This window comes from Streptomyces sp. VNUA24 (genome assembly GCF_029167005.1).
Taxonomy (GTDB): domain Bacteria; phylum Actinomycetota; class Actinomycetes; order Streptomycetales; family Streptomycetaceae; genus Streptomyces; species Streptomyces scabiei.
On record NZ_CP119143.1, the window covers coordinates 5,843,686 to 5,862,328 of the forward strand.

Annotated in this window: 18 protein-coding genes and 1 riboswitch; of the genes, 9 read left to right on the top strand and 9 right to left on the bottom strand. The window is 69.8% G+C overall.

All coding sequences use genetic code 11. The annotated features are described in order from the left end of the window. Positions 1–239 precede the first annotated feature (239 nt). Positions 240–1,718: a replicative DNA helicase gene (dnaB, locus tag PYR72_RS24900; protein ID WP_037726035.1), complete on the top strand. Its 1,479-nt coding sequence runs from the start codon at positions 240–242 to the stop codon at positions 1,716–1,718. A 50-nt stretch (positions 1,719–1,768) separates the two neighbouring features. Further along, positions 1,769–3,154, top strand: coding sequence for a serine hydrolase domain-containing protein (locus PYR72_RS24905; protein WP_275457379.1), 1,386 nt, complete (start codon positions 1,769–1,771; stop codon positions 3,152–3,154). 80 nt (positions 3,155–3,234) lie between these two features. On the opposite strand, the gene PYR72_RS24910 is transcribed toward PYR72_RS24905, so the two are convergent. Next, on the bottom strand, positions 3,235–3,687 hold the full coding sequence (locus tag PYR72_RS24910; RefSeq protein WP_275457380.1) for a GNAT family N-acetyltransferase: 453 nt from the start codon (positions 3,685–3,687) through the stop codon (positions 3,235–3,237). A 9-nt stretch (positions 3,688–3,696) separates the two neighbouring features. After that, the gene (locus PYR72_RS24915; RefSeq protein WP_275457381.1) at positions 3,697–4,155 is read right to left on the bottom strand and encodes a MarR family transcriptional regulator; all 459 of its coding nucleotides are present in this window, start codon (positions 4,153–4,155) and stop codon (positions 3,697–3,699) included. Positions 4,156–4,295: 140 nt separating this feature from the next. On the opposite strand from PYR72_RS24915, the gene PYR72_RS24920 reads away from it, so the two are divergent. Further along, positions 4,296–5,504, top strand: coding sequence for an MFS transporter (locus PYR72_RS24920; protein ID WP_275457382.1), 1,209 nt, complete (start codon positions 4,296–4,298; stop codon positions 5,502–5,504). 28 nt (positions 5,505–5,532) lie between these two features. Here the strand turns inward: PYR72_RS24920 and PYR72_RS24925 are convergent, their stop codons facing one another. Then, on the bottom strand, positions 5,533–6,399 hold the full coding sequence (locus PYR72_RS24925) for a GNAT family N-acetyltransferase (RefSeq protein WP_275457383.1): 867 nt from the start codon (positions 6,397–6,399) through the stop codon (positions 5,533–5,535). Between the two features lie 657 nt (positions 6,400–7,056). Between PYR72_RS24925 and PYR72_RS24930 the strand changes: the two genes are divergently transcribed. Further along, positions 7,057–8,532 carry a globin domain-containing protein gene (locus PYR72_RS24930; protein ID WP_275457384.1) on the top strand — a complete coding sequence of 492 codons (1,476 nt, stop codon included), beginning with the start codon at positions 7,057–7,059 and terminating at the stop codon, positions 8,530–8,532. A 40-nt stretch (positions 8,533–8,572) separates the two neighbouring features. Here PYR72_RS24930 and PYR72_RS24935 read toward each other — a convergent pair whose 3' ends face one another. The 5 genes from PYR72_RS24935 to PYR72_RS24955 all read right to left on the bottom strand — a co-directional run bounded on the left by PYR72_RS24935 (position 8,573) and on the right by PYR72_RS24955 (position 12,288). After that, the gene (locus PYR72_RS24935; protein WP_059079598.1) at positions 8,573–9,055 is read right to left on the bottom strand and encodes an NUDIX hydrolase; all 483 of its coding nucleotides are present in this window, start codon (positions 9,053–9,055) and stop codon (positions 8,573–8,575) included. Between the two features lie 121 nt (positions 9,056–9,176). Further along, positions 9,177–10,082 (bottom strand): LysR family transcriptional regulator, encoded by a 906-nt coding sequence (locus PYR72_RS24940; protein ID WP_275457385.1) that lies wholly within the window; start codon positions 10,080–10,082, stop codon positions 9,177–9,179. Positions 10,083–10,269: 187 nt separating this feature from the next. Continuing rightward, a complete protein-coding gene (locus PYR72_RS24945) occupies positions 10,270–11,415 on the bottom strand; it encodes a cystathionine gamma-lyase (protein WP_275457386.1) in 1,146 nt (381 codons plus the stop codon). Continuing rightward, positions 11,412–11,903, bottom strand: a complete 492-nt coding sequence (locus PYR72_RS24950; protein WP_275457387.1) for a low molecular weight protein-tyrosine-phosphatase — start codon at positions 11,901–11,903, stop codon at positions 11,412–11,414. Before PYR72_RS24950 ends, PYR72_RS24945 begins: the two co-directional genes overlap by 4 nt. Positions 11,904–11,910: 7 nt before the next feature. After that, entirely contained in the window at positions 11,911–12,288 is a 378-nt protein-coding gene (locus PYR72_RS24955; RefSeq protein WP_275457388.1) for a phage holin family protein, read from the bottom strand. Between the two features lie 57 nt (positions 12,289–12,345). Here PYR72_RS24955 and PYR72_RS24960 point away from each other — a divergent pair, with 57 nt between their 5' ends. The 4 genes from PYR72_RS24960 to PYR72_RS24975 all read left to right on the top strand — a co-directional run bounded on the left by PYR72_RS24960 (position 12,346) and on the right by PYR72_RS24975 (position 15,048). Next, on the top strand, positions 12,346–12,663 hold the full coding sequence (locus tag PYR72_RS24960; protein WP_275457389.1) for a cupin domain-containing protein: 318 nt from the start codon (positions 12,346–12,348) through the stop codon (positions 12,661–12,663). 164 nt (positions 12,664–12,827) lie between these two features. Next, positions 12,828–13,040, top strand: a complete 213-nt coding sequence (locus PYR72_RS24965) for a DUF5326 family protein (RefSeq protein ID WP_275457390.1) — start codon at positions 12,828–12,830, stop codon at positions 13,038–13,040. Between the two features lie 686 nt (positions 13,041–13,726). Then, complete coding sequence (locus tag PYR72_RS24970; protein WP_275460507.1) at positions 13,727–14,512, top strand: helix-turn-helix domain-containing protein; 786 nt, start codon at positions 13,727–13,729, stop codon at positions 14,510–14,512. A gap of 98 nt (positions 14,513–14,610) precedes the next feature. After that, on the top strand, positions 14,611–15,048 hold the full coding sequence (locus PYR72_RS24975) for an SsgA family sporulation/cell division regulator (protein ID WP_275457391.1): 438 nt from the start codon (positions 14,611–14,613) through the stop codon (positions 15,046–15,048). A gap of 30 nt (positions 15,049–15,078) precedes the next feature. Here the strand turns inward: PYR72_RS24975 and PYR72_RS24980 are convergent, their stop codons facing one another. Further along, the gene (locus PYR72_RS24980; RefSeq protein ID WP_275457392.1) at positions 15,079–16,530 is read right to left on the bottom strand and encodes a YibE/F family protein; all 1,452 of its coding nucleotides are present in this window, start codon (positions 16,528–16,530) and stop codon (positions 15,079–15,081) included. Positions 16,531–16,601: 71 nt separating this feature from the next. Further along, a riboswitch (TPP riboswitch) is annotated at positions 16,602–16,758 on the top strand. Between PYR72_RS24980 and thiC the strand changes: the two genes are divergently transcribed. Continuing rightward, the gene (gene thiC, locus PYR72_RS24985; protein ID WP_275457393.1) at positions 16,751–18,595 is read left to right on the top strand and encodes a phosphomethylpyrimidine synthase ThiC; all 1,845 of its coding nucleotides are present in this window, start codon (positions 16,751–16,753) and stop codon (positions 18,593–18,595) included. (Overlaps the previous riboswitch by 8 nt.) Positions 18,596–18,643: the final 48 nt, after the last annotated feature.

Sequence of the window (18,643 nt, forward strand, 5' to 3'; positions counted from 1 at the left end):
CAGGTTTCGCGGGGTTCTCCACAGCATCTGGGCCGTCGTCCACATGGCCTGTGGATAACCAGATTGGCTGACGGTGCCGACGGGCCTACGGTGGTGCGGCGCCCGCTCCTCGGCAGATCACGAAAACCTCGCAAAACCGACGCGCCAGAACCGGAGTTGGGCCTCTCATTTGTCAGTGTCGTGCCGTAGAAATGAGAAGCACGGCGAGGTCCGCTCGGCGGACGGGAGGAGGTCGCTCGGTGAGCATTTCCGAGCCCTTGGACGACCCGTGGGCCGACAGCGGGCCCGGTGATCGTCTGCCGCCTTCCCGACGACGTCCGGACGACGGAGGCCGCGGCAGGGAGGAGCGGCACGACCGCGGCAGGGACAACGGGGAATGGGACGGCGGGGGTTCGGCCTTCGAGCGCGTCCCCCCGCAGGACCTCGACGCCGAACAGTCCGTCCTCGGCGGCATGCTGCTGTCCAAGGACGCCATCGCCGACGTGGTCGAGATCCTCAAGGGCCCCGACTTCTACAAGCCGGCTCACGAGACCATCTACCAGGCGATTCTCGACATCTACGCCAAGGGTGAGCCGGCCGACCCCATCACCATCGCCGCCGAGCTGACCAAACGCGGCGAGATCACCAAGGTCGGAGGCGCCTCCTATCTGCACACCCTCGTCCAGACGGTGCCGACGGCGGCGAACGCCGAGTACTACGCGGAGATCGTCCACGAGCGCGCCGTCCTGCGCCGCCTGGTCGAGGCCGGCACCCGCATCACCCAGATGGGATACGCGGCCGACGACGACGTCGACGAGATCGTCAACAGGGCGCAGGCCGAGATCTTCGCGGTCACCGAGCAACGCACCACCGAGGACTACCTGCCGCTCGGGGACATCATGGAGGGCGCGCTCGACGAGATCGAGGCGATCGGTTCGCGGTCGGGCGAGATGACCGGCGTGCCGACCGGCTTCACCGACCTCGACCAGCTCACGAACGGTCTGCATCCCGGCCAGATGATCATCATCGCGGCCCGTCCCGCCATGGGTAAGTCGACCCTGGCGCTGGACTTCGCGCGCGCCTGTTCGATCAAGCACAACATGCCGAGCGTGATCTTCTCGCTCGAAATGGGCCGCAACGAGATCGCGATGCGCCTGCTGTCGGCCGAGGCGCGTGTCGCCCTGCACCACATGCGCTCCGGCACGATGACGGACGAGGACTGGACGCGCCTGGCCCGCCGGATGCCCGACGTCTCGGCCGCGCCGCTCTACATCGACGACTCCCCGAACCTGTCGATGATGGAGATCCGAGCCAAGTGCCGGCGCCTGAAGCAGCGCAACGACCTGAAGCTCGTCATCATCGACTATCTGCAGCTCATGCAGTCCGGTGGTAAACGGTCCGAGAGCCGCCAGCAGGAGGTCTCCGACATGTCGCGAAACCTGAAGCTGCTGGCCAAGGAGCTGGAGCTGCCCGTGATCGCGCTCTCGCAGCTCAACCGCGGACCTGAGCAGCGTACGGACAAGAAGCCCATGGTGTCCGACCTGCGTGAGTCGGGATCGATCGAGCAGGACGCGGACATGGTGATCCTGCTGCACCGCGAGGACGCCTACGAGAAGGAATCGCCGCGCGCGGGCGAGGCCGACATCATCGTGGGCAAGCACCGTAACGGCCCGACGGCGACCATCACGGTCGCCTTCCAGGGCCACTACTCGCGTTTCGTGGACATGGCACAGACCTGACGCGGGGAAATGAGCTCGACGCACGGTCTCCGGCCCGATGGACTGGGCGCATGACAACACCTCAGGAAGAGCTGCTCCCCGCCACACGCCGGGCCCTGCTGCACCGCATCGCCGTCGCCCAGGCCGAGGGGCGCATGCCGTCGCTGGTCGCGGCGGTGGTCAGGGGCGGGGAGACGGTGTGGAACGGGGCGCGGACCTCGATGGAGGGTCACGCGCCGGACGAGAACGTGCAGTACAGGATCGGCTCGATCACCAAGACCTTCACCGCGGTCCTGGTCCTGCGGCTGCGCGACGAGGGTCTGCTGGACCTCGGCGATCCGCTGGAGAAGCACCTTCCGGGCACCGGCGCGGGAGAGGCGACCGTCGCCGAACTGCTCGCGCACACGGGCGGACTGGCCGCCGAGTCGCCCTCGCCCTGGTGGGAACGCACCCCGGGCGCCCTGCGGCCGGAACTCGCCGACGTGCTCGGAGAGCAGCCCCACCGGCACCCCGTCGGCCGCCGCTTCCACTACTCCAACCCGGGCTTCACCCTCCTCGGCGCGCTGGTCGAGCAGGTGCGGGGCGCGGCCTGGGAGGACGTCCTGCGACGAGAGGTGCTCGAACCGCTCGGGCTGCGCCGTACGTCGTGGCATCCGGAGGCACCGCACGCCGGCGGCTGGGCCGTCCATCCCTGGGCGGACGTGATGCTGCCGGAGAAGGTCGAGGACCTGGGCCGTATGGGGCCTGCCGGCCAGCTCTGGTCCACCACGTCCGACCTGGCGCGTTTCGCGGCCTTCCTGGCCAGGGGGGACGACCGGGTGCTGTGTGCCGCATCCGTCCGGGAGATGCGCACGCCGGCCGCGCCGGGGGAGGCCGCCGATGTGTCGGCCGGTGTGGCGTACGGGCTCGGCATGCAGCTGCAGCACCGGGGCGGCCGGTTCCTCGTCGGCCATGGCGGTTCGGTGCCCGGCTTCCTCGCGCAGCTCACCCTCAGTGTCGAGGACGACGTGGCAGCCGTGGTGCTGACCAACTGCACCTCGGGGCCCGTGGTGTCGGAGGTGGCTGCCGACCTCGTACGCATCGTGGCGGAAGCCGAGCCGCGGATCCCCGAACCGTGGCGGCCGTTGCCCGCCGTGGACGCCTCGGTCCTGGAGCTGGCCGGGCCCTGGTACTGGGGGACCTACAGCTTCGTCCTGCGTCTCGCGGGCGACGGCGGGCTCTCGCTGGACCCTCTCTCCGCCACGCTGCGCGGTGCTCGCTTCCGCGCCCATGACGACGGCAGCTGGATCGGACTCAACGGCTACTTCGCCGGAGAGCTCCTGCGGGCCGTACGAAGGCCGGACGGGACCGTGAGCCACCTGGACCTCGGGTCGTTCGTGTTCACGCGTCAGCCGTACGAGGAAGGGGCTCCGGTGCCCGGCGGAGTGGATCCCGAGGGATGGCGCGGCATCTCGTAGGCGATGCTCGGGCGAGGGGCCAGGGGCACGCTCACGATGTTTCACGTGAAACGTGAGCCCGCCCTCGCTCAGCTCACTGCTCAGAGCGGCAGTTTGAAGCCCACGTGGGTCGCTTCGAAGCCGAGCCGTTCGTAGAAGCGGTGGGCGTCGGCGCGTGTGGCGTCGGACGTCAACTGCACCAACTGGCAGCCCAGACGCCGCGAGGAGTCGACGGCCCACTCGATGAGCTGCGTGCCGAGACCGCTGCCGCGCTCGTCGGCATGCACCCGCACTCCTTCGATGACCGAACGCGTGGAGCCGCGCCGGGACAGGCCGGGGATGATCGTCAGCTGGAGCGTGCCGACGACGCGTTGCTCGCGGACGGCGACCACCACATGCTGATGGGGGTCCCCGCTGAGGCGCTTCAGCGCCGAGAGATACGGGGTGAGGTCGTCCGGCGATTCACGCTGGGCGCCCAAGGGGTCGTCGGCCAGCATCGCGACGATCTCCGGGATGTCGTCTTCGGTCGCCGGACGGATGTCGAGATCTCCCATGCGCACACCCTAGGCGGACACGCTCACCGACTCCACGGCGCGGACCAGGGGGGCCAGTTCGGGATCCTCGGCCGCCTCGTCCAAGGCTTCGCGCAGGGCCGCGTCATTGGTGGGACGTGCCTCGGCGAGGAGCACCAGGCCCGCCTCGGAGACGTCGGTGTAGATGCCCCGGCGGTCGGTCGGGCACAGATAGCGCGCGAGCAGACCACGGTCCTCCAGGCGGGTGACCAGGCGGGTGGTGGCGCTCTGGCTGAGGACGACCGCGTCGGCGACCTGTTTCATCTGCAGGTGTCCGCCCTCGCCGTCGTGCTGGCGGCTCAGCACGTCGAGCAGGGAGTACTCCCGCACGCTCAGGCCGTGCCCGGACTGCAGCGCGCGCTCGATACGGGTCTCGATCCGCCCGTGCAACAGGGAGAGGGCGCACCAGCCCTGGGCGAGGGCGGTGAGCGCGGGATCAGTCGCTGTCATCGGTGTTCCTCCGTTCGGAGCCGCACACTCTCAGGATAGGTCACTCGCGCAATAGTGAGCAGACGCAGATATAGAGCGTCTGCAAGTATTGTGTACGCTGGATAAGCGCACCTGCACCCTTCTGGAAGGTTCCTGTCCTCATGTCTCTCGCCCTCCTGGCACTGGCGATCGGCGCCTTCGGCATCGGTACGACAGAGTTCGTGATCATGGGAGTGCTGCCCGAGGTCGCGGGCGAGTTCGGGGTGTCCATCCCCGCCGCAGGGTTCCTCGTGACCGGCTACGCACTCGGCGTCGTGTTCGGAGCGCCCCTCATGACCGCACTGGGGACCAGGGTGTCCCGCAAACGGATGCTCATGCTCCTGATGGGGCTCTTCATCGTGGGCAACCTGCTCTCGACGCTCGCCCCGACCTTCTCCGTCATGCTGCTCGGCCGTGTCGTCGCCTCACTGGCGCACGGTGCCTTCTTCGGCATCGGCGCGGTGGTCGCGGCCGAACTCGTCGCCCCGGACCGGAAGGCCGGGGCCCTCGCGACCATGTTCAGCGGACTGACCGTCGCGAACGTCGTCGGAGTGCCGCTGGGCACCCTGATCGGGCAGTCCGTGGGCTGGCGGGTCACGTTCGCCGGGGTCGCCGCGCTCGGTGTGGTCGGCCTGCTGGGCATCGCCCGGCTGGTCCCCGACCTGCCGAGGCCGCAGGACGTCCGCCTCCGAGACGAACTGGCCGCCTTCAGGAACGTCCAGGTTCTGCTGGCCATGGCGATGACGGTGCTGGGTTTCGGAGGCGTCTTCGCGGCCATCACCTACATCGCGCCGATGATGACGCACGTCGCCGGCTTCGCCGACTCCTCCGTCACCGGGCTTCTCGTCCTTTTCGGCGTGGGGATGGTCGGCGGGAACCTCCTGGGCGGCAAGTACGCCGACCGCGCGCTGATGCCCATGCTGTACGTCTCACTGGGCGCCCTGGCCGTCGTTCTCGCCCTGTTCTCGTTCACCGCCCACGACAAGACCGCCGCGGCGGTGACCGTCACGCTGGTCGGCGCCCTGGGCTTCGCGACCGTGCCGCCGCTGCAGAAGCGGGTCCTCGACCAGGCGCACGGCGCCCCCACGCTGGCCTCGGCCGTGAACATCGGTGCCTTCAACCTCGGCAACGCCCTCGCCGCCTGGCTCGGCGGGCTCGTCATCGATGCCGGGCTCGGCTACACGGCACCCAACTGGGTCGGCGCGGCCCTGGCCGGAAGCGCGCTCGTTCTGGCGCTCATCGCGTCGATGCTGGAGCGCGGGGGAAACGCCACCGGCACCGCAGTCGAGGGCGCCGGAGCGAGCGCACGGCGGGCTGCCCTCCACCACTGACCGCCGGCAGGACCGCCGGGGCCGTGCCTCAGCCCGCAGCCACGGTCAGCGGGGCGTACCGCCGGGTCCAGTCACCCGGCAGTTCGGAGAGCCCGTAGGTCATCACCGAGTTGAAGGCGATCGATGCCAGGCCATGTTCCTTGGCCCACCCCAGCAGTTCCTCGTGGCGTACGTCGATGTCGGTGCGCAGCCGGCGATCGGTGTGGGCGGCGAGGGAGGCGATGAGCGCCTTCGCCGTGCGAGTGTCACGGGCAATCAAGGGGCCGACGACGTGGTCGTCCATGTTGGGCCAGGCGGCCGCGTATCCGATGATCCTGTCGTTCTCCTCGGCCACACGCAGCTGATCGGCGAAGGCGGGAAGCCGGGTGAGGATATGGGTGCGGTCCGTGCCGAAGACTTCGCCGTCGAGTCCCAGGATGGTGCCGAGGTCCTCGGCCGTGGCCGGACGCGTGTGGACCCCGGGACCAGCTTCTGCGGGGGTGAAGTGCCCGCGAATCATCTCGGCCTGCCCGGTGACCTTGAAGCCCAGCTCCTCGTAGAGCGGGCGTCCGTACGGGGTCGCGTGCAGGGTCAGGGGAGTCGTTCCCATCTCCGCGAGCACATGGCGCATCAATCGGCGGCCGACGCCCTGGCGGGCGTATCGCTCGGCGACCAGAACCATGCCGATCGCCCCGAGTTCAGGGCGCCCCGGCGGGCCGTACTCGGTCACCACGCACGCGGTGACGAGGCCGCCTTCGGGAGCGTCGATGCCATAGCCGGTGCCGGCTGCGAGGAGGAGCCCCCATTTGTGCTCCTCCCGGGGCCAGTCCCGGTCCTCGGACAGATCGGCGCAGGCGGCGCGGTCACGAGGCGTCAGACGGCGGATGGGCAGAGCGGCGGGGGAAGGTGTCGGCACGCAGGTCAGGCTGTCCGACAGGGGCCCTCGGCGTCCACCGGTTTGCGGGCGGACGCACACCCTTTTGGCCATGCGGTGCGCCGCCGGACAGCGAGCGGGCCGATGTTTCACGTGAAACATCCCGTCTCCGGGCAAGGGGGACCGGCTTGCCGTGTCCGCGAATCATTTGGGACACGAGCGCCGGGACTGAGGCCGGACACCCACTCGTGTGCAGGCGGGATGTATGGGATATCTGTCAATTGGTTTGCCGTGCCCGCCAATTGAAGGAATCGCTGATTCGCCCCCGTGGAATTCCCGGCACGCGATGGGGGGACTTGTGTGTGGCGGCCCTGCCGGTAGGGTCGAGTCCGGTTCGTGTCCGAAGCGAGATGCGGCCGTCTCATCACGGGGGTACGAACGCAGCTCAATGCAGCCTAACCGGACAGAGAGATCGGGGACCCGCGTTTGCCGCTACGAGCCGAGGGCGTTCGCGCGCTGTGGAACGCTGCGGTGAGTGCTGCGGCATACGTCACACTCTCGCCTGCGTGTCTGTACGGAGTGGGACCGGATTGAACGTGGCCGCATCGGCCGACAGGGAACGAACGGGGAAAAGCAAGGCCGTCCGCGGGGGAAAGCGTGCGACTTCCTAGCGGGGGGCGTACGTAGATCGACCGAAAGATGTTCGAGGCGAGGCAGACCATGGACGCTCCGACCACCGCGTCGGCCGGCAACGGTACTTCGGGGGGCAGCGACGGAGGCGGCTGGTTCACAGCGCGCACCTCTCCGCCGTCCCCCGGTGAGGACCAGGAGCCCGAGGGGTACCGCCTCGCCGGTCTGCGGCCCGTGGGCCGTTCCCCGGAGCCGCCGAGCGGCGCCGAACAGGGCCGGGCAGGCGCGGTGCGAGAGCGAATACAGAGCTCCGCGGACCTTCCCTCCTTTGTCCCACCACCCTCCCCGTCCGCCCGGCCCGCCGAGGAGCAGGCCGCCGAGCGTTCCGTCTTCGGCACCCGGGTGCCCGCCCCGCCGGGCGGCCCCACGGCCTCCCCCGACGCCGTTCTCATCCGGCGGACGATGGCCGAGGTCGGGCCCGTCGCGGACAAGGTCACCTCGTACTTCTACGCGCTGCTCTTCGTCCAGCACCCGGATCTGCGCTCGATGTTCCCTCCGGCGATGGACGCCCAGCGCGACCGGCTGCTCAAGGCGCTGCTGACCGCCGCCGAGCACATCGACAACACCCCGGTCCTCGTCGACTACCTGCAGAATCTCGGTCGCGGTCACCGCAAGTACGGCACTCAGGCCGATCACTATCCGGCCGTCGGCGAGTGCCTGATCGGCGCGCTGAGCCGGTACGCCAAGGAGAGCTGGAACGACGAGACCGAGGCGGCCTGGGTCCGGACGTACACGACCATCTCCCAGGTGATGATCGACGCGGCGGCGGCGGACGAACTGCGGGCCCCGCCCTGGTGGCTGGCCGAGGTCGTCTCGCACGAGCCGAGGACCCCGGACATAGCGGTGATCACCGTCCGTCCCCATCAGCCGTACCCCTTCCTCGCAGGGCAGTACACGAGCCTGGAGACTCCCTGGTGGCCGCGGATCTGGCGGCACTACTCGTTCGCCTCGGCTCCCCGCTCGGACGGGCTGCTGACCTTCCATGTGAAGGCGATCTCCGCCGGCTGGGTCTCCAACGCGCTCGTGCACCGGGCCCGGCCCGGCGATGTTCTGCGACTGGGGCCGCCGGCCGGCGCGATGACGGTCGACCACACCACCGACAGCGGGCTGCTCTGTCTGGGCGGCGGCACCGGAATCGCACCCATCAAGGCCATGGTGGAGGACGTCGCCGAGCATGGACGGAACCGTCCGGTGGAGGTCTTCTACGGGGCCCGCACCGGCCAGGACCTCTACGATCTCGACACCCTGCTGCGGCTGCAGCAGAGCAACTCGTGGCTGGAGGTCCGCCCGGTCGTCGACCGGCACGGGCTGCTGCAGCTGCCCGACGCGATACGTGACCACGGGCCCTGGAGCGGGTACGACGCCTATCTGTCCGGTCCGCCCGGCATGATCCGCAGCGGCGTCGACGCGTTGAGGGACGCGGGCATCCCCCCGGACCGCATACGGCACGACTCGGTCGAGGAACTGGTGGCGGCCGGCGACTGACCGCCGGGGCGCCGTGCCGAATGCCCCTGCGGGCGCCCCCTCAGCCCAGGTCCGGCGCGTGCATCGCCCGCACGCCCTCGATGTTCCCGTCCAGGTAGTGCCGCAGGGAGAGCGGGACGAGGTGCACGGAGGCGATGCCGACCCGGGTGAAGGGGATGCGCACGATCTCGTACTCGCCCAGCGGCTCGTCCATCTCCGGGCCGTGCCGCTTGGACGGGTCCATGGACTCCAGACGGCAGACGAAGAAGTGCTGGACCTTCACACCGGTGGCGCCGCCGTCCTCCCCGATGTGCTCGACGGTGTCCACGAAACAGGGCACCACATCGGTGATCTTCGCGCCGAGTTCCTCGTGCACCTCGCGGTGGAGCGCGTCGACGACGGTGGTGTCCTCCGGCTCGACACCGCCACCGGGCGTGAGCCAGTAGGGATCCACGCCCGGCTTGGTCCGCTTGATCAGGATCAGGTCGTCGCCGTCGAGCAGAACGGCGCGCGCGGTGCGCTTGACCACGGGTCGTACGGTCATGGGAGAAATGTGGCCCTGCATGTTCCACGTGAAACATCGCCGGCGGGGAAGAGTGGCTCCCTGAGCCGACGGGCGGGCCGTGGGTGGGCGGCTCGTGCAGACCCAGTCCCGCGCCGCTGTCTCAGGACCAGCTCGCAGCGGCCGCCAGCAGCCACTCGTGCGCCCGCGCGATGTGCGGCATGGCCAGGGTTCCGGTCCGGATGACCAGGAAGTAGGTGCGCAGCGGGGGCACCGCTGGGTCGAGGAGCGCGACGAGGTCACCGCGGTCCAGCGCGGCGGCGCACAGATAGCGCGGCAGTACGGCGAGACCGGCGCCCGAGACGGCACAGGCGAGAACCGCCCGCAGGTCGGGGACGACGACGGTGCCGGAGGCGGCGGGCCGGGTGTCGAAGACGGTCGCCCAGTACCGGGCGACGAACGGCATTGACTCGTGTACCTCGACGACGGGAAGGCCCCGCAGCGCATGGGTCCCTGCGCGGCGCAGCTTCTCGGGTCCGATCTCGTCCGCCCAGCGCGGGGCGGCGATCAGGACGTGCTCCTCGTCGCAGAGAGGGGTGGCGGTGAGCAGCGCGCCGCGGGGCTGGGCCGTCGTGATCGCCAGGTCGTGGTGGCCGGCGGCGAGGCCCTCCAGCGCCTTGTCGGAGTCGGCGAAGGACACGCGCAGTGCGAAGCCCTGGCCGTCGTCCCCGGTCAGCTCGGCGAGGGCGGGCAGGGCCCGCTCGGCGGTGAACTCCGGTGGTCCGGCGAGGTGCAGGGTCCGTAAGGAGGAGTCGTCGTCGAGGCCGGTCTCGGCGATCTCCACCAGCGCGTCGAGATGCGGAGCCGCCTTGTGGGCCAGCTCGTCGCCGATGGTCGTCGGGGTCACACCGCGGGCCTGGCGCAGGAAGAGAGGGCGGCCCAGCTGCCGTTCCAGCGTGCGTATCTGCGAGGTGACGGCCGGCTGCGAGAGGCCGAGCAGCGCGGCGGCACGGGTGAAGGAACCGGCCCGGTGCACGGTCACGAACGTGCGCAGTAAGGCCAGATCCATGCTTGTCGTCCCCTCGCCGCCCGGAGTGACCAACCATAAATAAGCCGATAGCCCCCTGTCCCTACTGTGATTGGACACTGACACAGAGTCAACTAGCCTTGGTCGCGCGGTTCTTCGTGCGCGGAACCGGGGACGGTCCGAGCCACGAGGGGGGAGGCTCGGACCGTCCGTCGTGCGGAGCGACGCGCTAGCCGGCGGCCACCGACAGCGCGCGCAGGACGTCGGCCACCAGATCGGCCGTGTCCTCCGCCCCGGCCGACAGGCGGATGAAACCCTCCGGAACCGCGTCACCTCCCCAACGGCCGCGCCGTTCGGCGGTGGAACGCACTCCTCCGAAACTCGTGGCGTCGTCCACCAGGCGGAGCGCGTCGAGGAAACGATCGGCATACGCGCGTGTGGGCAGGGTGAACGACACCACGCAGCCGTAGCGCCTCATCTGCTGCGAGGCGATCTTGTGCGAGGGATCGTCGGGGAGCCCGGGGTAACGCAGCCCGGTCACCTCCGGCCGTTCCCCGAGCGCCTCGGCCACGGCGAGGGCGTTGGCGCTCTGCCGGTCGGCACGCAACTGGAGCGTGGCCAGCGAGCGATGCGCGAGCCATGCCTCCATCGGACCCGGGATCGCGCCGACGATCTTGCGCCAGCGCCGCACCGAGGCCATCAGCGAGGCGTCCCGCCCGACGACGTACCCGAGGAGGACATCCCCGTGCCCGGTCAGCTGTTTGGTGCCGCTGGCCACGGCGAAGTCGGCGCCCAGCTCCAGAGGCCGCTGCCCGAGCGGGGTCGCCAGGGTGTTGTCGACGGCCACGAGGCAGCCACGCGCGTGTGCCGCCTCGGTGAGCCGCCGTACGTCGCAGACGTCCAGCCCCGGGTTCGACGGCGTCTCCAGCCAGAGCAGCCCGGCACCGTCTAGCGCGTCGAGCTGGGCGTCGCCGCCCGTCGGCGCGCTGCGCACCTCGATGCCGTACGACCGCAGCTGCTCACCTGCCAGCGGCAGCACGTTGTAGCCGTCGCTCGGCAGGACGAGGACGTCTCCGGAGCGCAGTTGGGAGAAGAGGACCGCCGAGATGGCGGCCATGCCGGAGGAGAAGGTGAGCGTCTCGGCGTCGTCCTGTCCGGGTGCCTCCAGTTCTCCGACGGCCCGTTCCAGGAGCGTCCAGGTGGGGTTCTGGTCGCGCCCGTAGGCGTATGGGCCGGTGGGTTCGCCCGGCAGGTGGTAGTGGGCGGCGAAGACCGGCCCCGGCAGGGTCGGTTCGTGCTTGACGGGCTCGGGCAGACCCGCCCGCACCGCGCGGGTGCCGTCTCCGGGGCCCTCGGCGGGGTTCTCCGCGTTCATGCGGCCCGTCCCTCCATCGCATCGCGTACGGCGGCCAGCAGCCCGGGGCTCGCCGCCTCCACCAGTTCCAGGCACTCCTCGAAGCCGTCCGTGCCCCCGTAGTAGGGATCCGGGACGTCGAGGTCGTCGCCGGCGGCGGGGTCGTAGGAACGCAGCAGCCTGACCTTGTCCGCGTCCGCCGCGGTCGGCGCGAGGCGCCGCAGCGCCTTGAGATGGCCTTCGTCGAGGGCGATGACGAGGTCGAGGCGGGAGAACCAGGAGACGTGGAACTGCCGTGCCGTGTGGGCACCCGCGTATCCGTTCGCCTCCAGGACGGCGACGGTGCGTGGATCGGCGGCGTCGCCCTCGTGCCAGCCTCCGGTGCCCGCGCTGTCGGCCTCGACCAGGCCGTCCAGCCCGGCCTCCTCCAGCCGGGCGCGGAAGACGGACTCGGCCATCGGGGAGCGGCAGATGTTGCCGGTGCAGACGAAACAGACTCGATAGGTCATGCCGACCTCAGTCCCCGTCGGGCAGGACGAGCGAGAGTGCCCAGGAGACGATCGAGATGATCAGCCCACCGAGGACGGCGGTCCAGAAGCCCTCCACGTGGAAGCTCAGGTCGAGGACGTCGGCCAGCCAGGAGGTGAGCAGCAGCATCAGGGCGTTCACCACCAGGGTGAAGAGCCCGAGCGTCACTATGAACAACGGAAGGGTCAGCACCTGCACGAGCGGCTTGACCACGGCGTTGACCAGGCCGAACACCAGCGCGACCAGCAGCAGGGTGGCGACCTCCTTGCCCGTGCTGTCACCGGTCAGCGTGATCTTGTCGAGCAGCCAGACGGCGACCGCCAGGGCGCCCGCGTTGGCGATCGTCTTGACTAGGAAATTCATCATGTGTCTGATCGTGGCAGAAGCGATCGGTACGAGCACCGGGCAGGGGCGACTAACTCGATGAAGGCATTCCGGTTGGACGAGCTGGAGGCGGAACGTGCCGCCAATGACGGCGCCTATCTGCAGTTCCTGCGCGAACGGAACATGTCGGTCGGTCTGTACGCGCTCGATGCCGGCGCGCTCGATCCGCAGAAGCCGCACGGCCAGGACGAGGTGTACCTCGTGGTGAGCGGCCGAGCGTCGATCACGGTGGGCCTGGAGACCACCCAGGTCGCGCGCGGCAGTGTCGTGTACGTGCCGGCCGGGGTCGCCCACAAGTTCCACCACATCACCGAGGACCTGAGGGTCATGGTGGTGTTCTCTCCGCCGGAGGGCTGACGTCCGCGACGGTGTTCCCTAGGGGGACGATCAGGGACGGACAAGGGGTGCGAAGCCCCCGGACGAGCCCCGCGTGGCCCTAGCATCGACGTCAGGACAGCAGAAGGCCCGGAACGAGTGCCCCGGTGGCGGGGCGACGGGTGGAGACACAAGGAGCAGGGGCGATGCGGGAGATCTTCGCGGGGATGCCGTGGTGGGTGAAGTGGATCGCGGTGCCGGTCATCGCCCTGCTGGTGTTCGGAGGGCTGATAGTCAGCGTCGTCCAGATCGTGGTCGGCCTGCTTTTCAAGCTGCTGGTCTTCGTGGCGCTGGTCGGCGGACTGATCTACGTCGTCAAGAAGTTCACGGCGGGCTCCTCCTCGCGCGGCGACTGGTGAGGCGTCAGCGGAGCGCAACAGGTGAGGCGTGAGTGGGTGAGGCCGGTCAGGGCTCGGCGGTAACAGGAACGTGGGGTTCCCTCCCCAGGGGGAAGTTTCCCGGCGAGGCCGCCGACGAGCGGTGACGGGCGGCTAGAGTCCGGGAACTCGCCGCGGGTTCGACCCCGCGGGCGGCGCATCCCCCTCCCGTGTCCCCCGCACGGGCGGCCCCCCTCGCGCTTCGGGAGTGACCCTCGGCCATGGCTGACACGGCATCCGCAGAACCCCTTTCCGCCTCCGCCCGGCCTCGCTCCCGGTCCGCACAGAGCGCGGTTCCGCCCACACAACCGGGCCCTAGGTCGACACCGGCGATCGCCACCGAGCACGCGCGCGCCCGGGACGCCGACGCACTCCTCCCGCAGCCCTCGCCGCGTACGAGGTCGAAGACTCCGGCTCCCCCCGCTCAGCCACGTACGTCGCCGGGCGAGGAGAAGGCGCGACGTCCCGACCCTTCGGCCCCACAGACGCGTACGCAGACACAGCCAGGGGCAGAGCCGCGGACACGGACGCAGCCGCGGACGCAGTCGTCCGCTCCGACGGCTCGCGCGCAGGCACAGCCACTGGCGCCGCCGACCAGGACCCGGCCGCCGGCAGGGCCCGTACGGCCCGGGGCGCGGCCCGGGTACGGTCCGGGGCGAGGAGCCCGTATCCCGTCCCCCGCGCAGCCCGCGGCGACGGAGGCGAACTCCGGCACCCTGATCGGTTCCGTGCAGCGCGCGATGCGGCTGCTGGAGGCGGTGGCCGAGCGCGAACACGGAGCGCCCGCCAAGCAGTTGGCACGGGATGCCGGGCTCGCGCTGCCCACGGCCTACCACCTGCTCCGCACCCTGGTGCACGAGGGCTATCTGCGCCGCGAGAAGGGGCTGTTCTTCCTGGGCGAGGCGGCCGAGCGGCTGAGCAGCAGCGGAGCACAGCAGAAACGTCGCAGCACGGTGGGTGAGGCTCTGGCGCACTGGCGGGACACCCTGGGCGTGCCGGTGTACTTCGCGATCTACCGGGACGGCGAGATCGAGGTCAAGTGCGTCGCCGACAGCCCGAACACCCCGGCGGTCGAGGAGTGGGCCGACTTCCGCGAGACCGGTCACGCCCACGCCATCGGGCAGTGTCTGCTGTCCCAGCTGAGCGACGAGGCCCGCCGCGACCATCTGGACCGCTATCCGGTGCGGTCCCTCACTCCGTACACCGTCCGTGACGACGAGACGCTGCTACGGCGCCTGGGCCGCATGGGACGGATGGAACCGGTCGTGGAGCGGCAGGAGTACGCCCTGGGCACGGTCTGCGCCGCTCTTCCCGTCACCGTCGGGCCGACCGCCGGGACACTCGCCATCTCGCTGCCCTCGCACCAGGCGGACCGGCTGCTGCCCCTCGCCCGTCAGTTGCAGACCGAGATCGGAAACCTGCTAGGAACACTCGCGATCTCTATCAGTATCTGAAAAATCACTCCTTGTGATCTCCCGTGTACTTTCAGCAAACTTCCAGAGGTGTCAGGCGGATGATTCCTGGCCAGTCGACGAACACGGCGGGGTAGGCGATGCGCGAGTCGGTACAGGCAGAGGTCATGATGAGCTTCCTCGTCTCGGAGGAGCTCTCCTTCCGCATCCCGGTGGAGCTCCGTTACGAGACCTGCGATCCCTATGCCGTGCGCCTGACCTTCCACCTGCCCGGTGACGCCCCGGTGACCTGGGCCTTCGGGCGGGAGCTGCTCATCGACGGCGTCGGGCGGCCGTGCGGGGACGGGGACGTGCACATCGCACCCGCCGACCCGGAGACGTTCGGCGAGGTCCTGATCCGGCTTCAGGTGGGCTCCGACCAGGCCGTGTTCCGGGTCGGCACGGCGCCGCTGGTGGCCTTCCTGGACCGTACGGACAAGCTCGTGCCGCTGGGGCAGGAGCGTTCCCTCGCCGACTTCGACACGCTGCTCGACGAGGCCCTGGACCGCATCCTGGCGGAGGAACAGAGCGCGGGATGAACCGTTACGGCGCCGGGGTGCCGTAACGCTTCAGCGCTTGCGGCGGCGGCCCCGTCCCCCACGCGCCGGGGCGGGCACGGCGGCCGCTTCGGGGGTACCCGGGCGGTCGGCCGAGACGACCAGGGCGGCCAGCGCGGTGGTCACCGGCACCGACGCCACCAGACCGATCGAGCCGACGAGGGTGCGCACGATCTCCTCCGCGACGAGTTCGCTGTTGGCGACCGTGCCGACACTGCTCTGCGCGATCGAGAAGAGCAGCAGCAGGGGCAGCGCGGCACCGGCGTAGGCGAGGACGAGGGTGTTGACCACCGAAGCGATGTGGTCCCTGCCGATCCGGATGCCGGCGCGGTATAGCCCGCGCCAGCCCATCGCCGGATTGGCCTCGTGCAGTTCCCAGACCGCCGAGGTCTGGGTGACCGTCACGTCGTCGAGCACGCCGAGCGAGCCGATGATGACGCCCGCCAGCAGCAGGCCGCTCATGTCGATCGTCGGGTACAGCCCGTGGATCAGACCGGTGTTGTCGTCGGTGTTGCCGGTCAGATAGGCCCAGCCGATGAATCCCGACCCCAGCAGGCCGATCAGCAGCAGCGAGATCAGGGTGCCGATCACCGCCACGGACGTCCGGGCCGAGAGCCCATGACACATGTACAGGGCGATCAGCATGATGGCGCTGGCCCCGATCACCGCCACCAGCAGGGGGTTCGAGCCCTGGAGGATGGCCGGCAGGATGAAGAGGGTCAGCACCATGAAGCTGATGGCCAGCGCCACCAGGGCCATGACACCCCGCATCCGGCCCACCACCACGACGGCGAGGGCGAAGATCCCGGCGAGCAGGGCCATCGGGAGCTTCCGGTTCACATCGGTGACCGAGTACTGCAGGTCCTTGGGCGCGGCGGGCTCGTACGCGACCACGACCTCCTGCCCCTGCTCCAACTGGCGCGACTGGTCCGGCTGCACGATCTCCGTGAACGTACGGCCCTTGTCGTCGCCGGTGTCGACGCGGATCGTGGCCTTCTTGCAGGTGCCGTTGGCCTGCTGCTGGGCGGACGAGCCCTCGGCCGTGGAGGTGTCGCCGGTCGGGGAATCGCCCGAGGCGTTCACCGACGAGCAGTCGACCTCGTCGACCTTCGTCACCGTGGCCTGCTGCGTCTGCCGGTCGAAGCCCACGCCGGTGCGCTCGTGCGCGGGGGCGCCACCGGGCCAGAGCACGACGAGGCCCACGACGACCGCGGTCGCGAAGGGGATCAGCACCGCCGCGATGACCTTGCGCAGGTGCTGCGAGACGGGAGCGGCCGGGCCGTGGCTGTGGGAGTGGCCGTGGCCGCCGGAGGACGGGCCGTGGCCGTGCCCGTCGCCGGAGCCGCGGCCGCCCCCCGGGCCGTAGCCGTGGCCGCCGTCGGATCCATGGCCATGACCGCTTCCGGGGCCATGGCCATGGGGCGGCTCGGGGGGCGGAGGCGGAGGCTGCTGCGTCGTGGTCACCGACCGATCATCGCAAGAACGAGCGATGCCCACTGTTCACCGCGCCACATCTGCCGCTAGCGTGGAGGCACCTTTGCACACGCGGGAGCTCGGAGCACCGGGCTGAGAGGGCGCTGACCTCCGCAGACGCGATGTTTCACGTGGAACATCGCCGGGCGGAAATCGCTGCGTCGACCGCTGAACCTGTTACCGGGTAATGCCGGCGTAGGGAGTAGGTCTCATGACCATCGAGGACACACGCACGCCTGCCTCCAGCCAGACGGGCGGGGCATCCGCCTCGTCCGAGGGCGAAGCAACCGTGGGCCAACAGCCCCGGGAGGACGGGAAGTCCATCGGCTGGCACAAGGCGTACATCGAGGGCTCCCGCCCCGATCTGCGGGTGCCGGTCCGCCAGGTGCACCTGACCAACGGACGGTCTGTCACCCTGTACGACACCTCCGGCCCGTACACCGATCCGGCGGTGGAGACCGATGTGCGGCGGGGACTGCTCCCCGTGCGCGAGAACTGGATCATCGCCCGGGGAGACACCGAGGAGTACGCGGGCCGGCCCGTGCGTCCCGAGGACGACGGGATCAAGCACACCTCGCCGCGCGGCGGACTGCGCAACCTCGACGCGGTGTTCCCGGGGCGTCCGCGTCAGCCACGCCGGAGCCGCGACGGCGGGGCGGTGACCCAGCTCGCGTACGCACGGCGCGGGGAGATCACGCCCGAGATGGAGTACGTGGCCGTACGGGAGAACGTCTCGCCCGAGGTCGTCCGTGAGGAGATCGCGGCGGGCAGGGCCGTACTGCCCGCGAACGTGAACCACCCGGAGATCGAGCCGATGATCATCGGCAAGCGGTTCCTGGTGAAGGTCAACGCCAACATCGGCAACTCCGCGGTCACGTCCTCCATCGAGGAGGAGGTCGAGAAGATGACCTGGGCGACCCGCTGGGGCGCCGACACGGTCATGGACCTCTCCACGGGCCGGAACATCCACACCACCCGCGAGTGGGTGCTGCGCAACTCCCCCGTCCCCATCGGCACCGTGCCGCTCTACCAGGCGCTGGAGAAGGTCGACGGCAAGGCCGAGGAGCTGACCTGGGAGATCTACAAGGACACGGTCATCGAGCAGGCCGAGCAGGGCGTCGACTACATGACGGTCCACGGGGGCGTCCGCCTGGCGTATGTACCGCTCACCGCGAACCGCAAGACCGGCATCGTCTCGCGCGGTGGCTCGATCATGGCGGCCTGGTGCCTGGCCCACCACAAGGAGTCGTTCCTGTACGAGAACTTCGCGGAGCTGTGCGAGATCCTCGCCGCCTACGACGTGACGTACTCGCTCGGCGACGGCCTGCGGCCGGGGTCGATCGCGGACGCCAACGACGAGGCGCAGTTCGCGGAGTTGCGCACGCTCGGGGAACTCAACACGATCGCCAAGAGTTTCCACGTACAGACGATGATCGAGGGCCCGGGACATGTCCCGATGCACAAGATCAAGGAGAACATCGATCTGCAGCAGGAGATCTGCGATGAGGCTCCGTTCTATACGCTCGGCCCGCTGACCACGGACGTCGCCCCGGCGTACGACCACATCACCTCGGGCATCGGTGCCGCGATGATCGCCTGGTGGGGCACGGCGATGCTCTGCTACGTCACACCCAAGGAGCACCTGGGGCTGCCCGATCGTGACGATGTGAAGACCGGCGTCATCACCTACAAGATCGCGGCCCATGCGGCGGACCTGGCCAAGGGGCATCCCGGCGCACAGGAGTGGGACGACGCGTTGTCGGACGCCCGCTTCGAGTTCCGCTGGGAGGACCAGTTCAATCTGGCGCTCGATCCCGACACGGCTCGTGCGTTCCACGACGAGACGCTCCCGGCGGAGCCGGCCAAGACGGCCCACTTCTGCTCCATGTGCGGGCCGAAGTTCTGCTCGATGAAGATCAGTCGCAGCATCACGGAGCGGTTCGGCGGTGCGGCGGCCGAGGGAGCGTCCCAGGAGGAGATCGCCGAGGGGATGCTCCAGAAGTCCAAGGAGTTCGCGCAGGGCGGGAACCGGGTGTATCTGCCGCTGGCGGAGTGAGACCCGGCGTGCGATGCCCCGGTGCTCGGGGCATCGCACCCTCGCGGA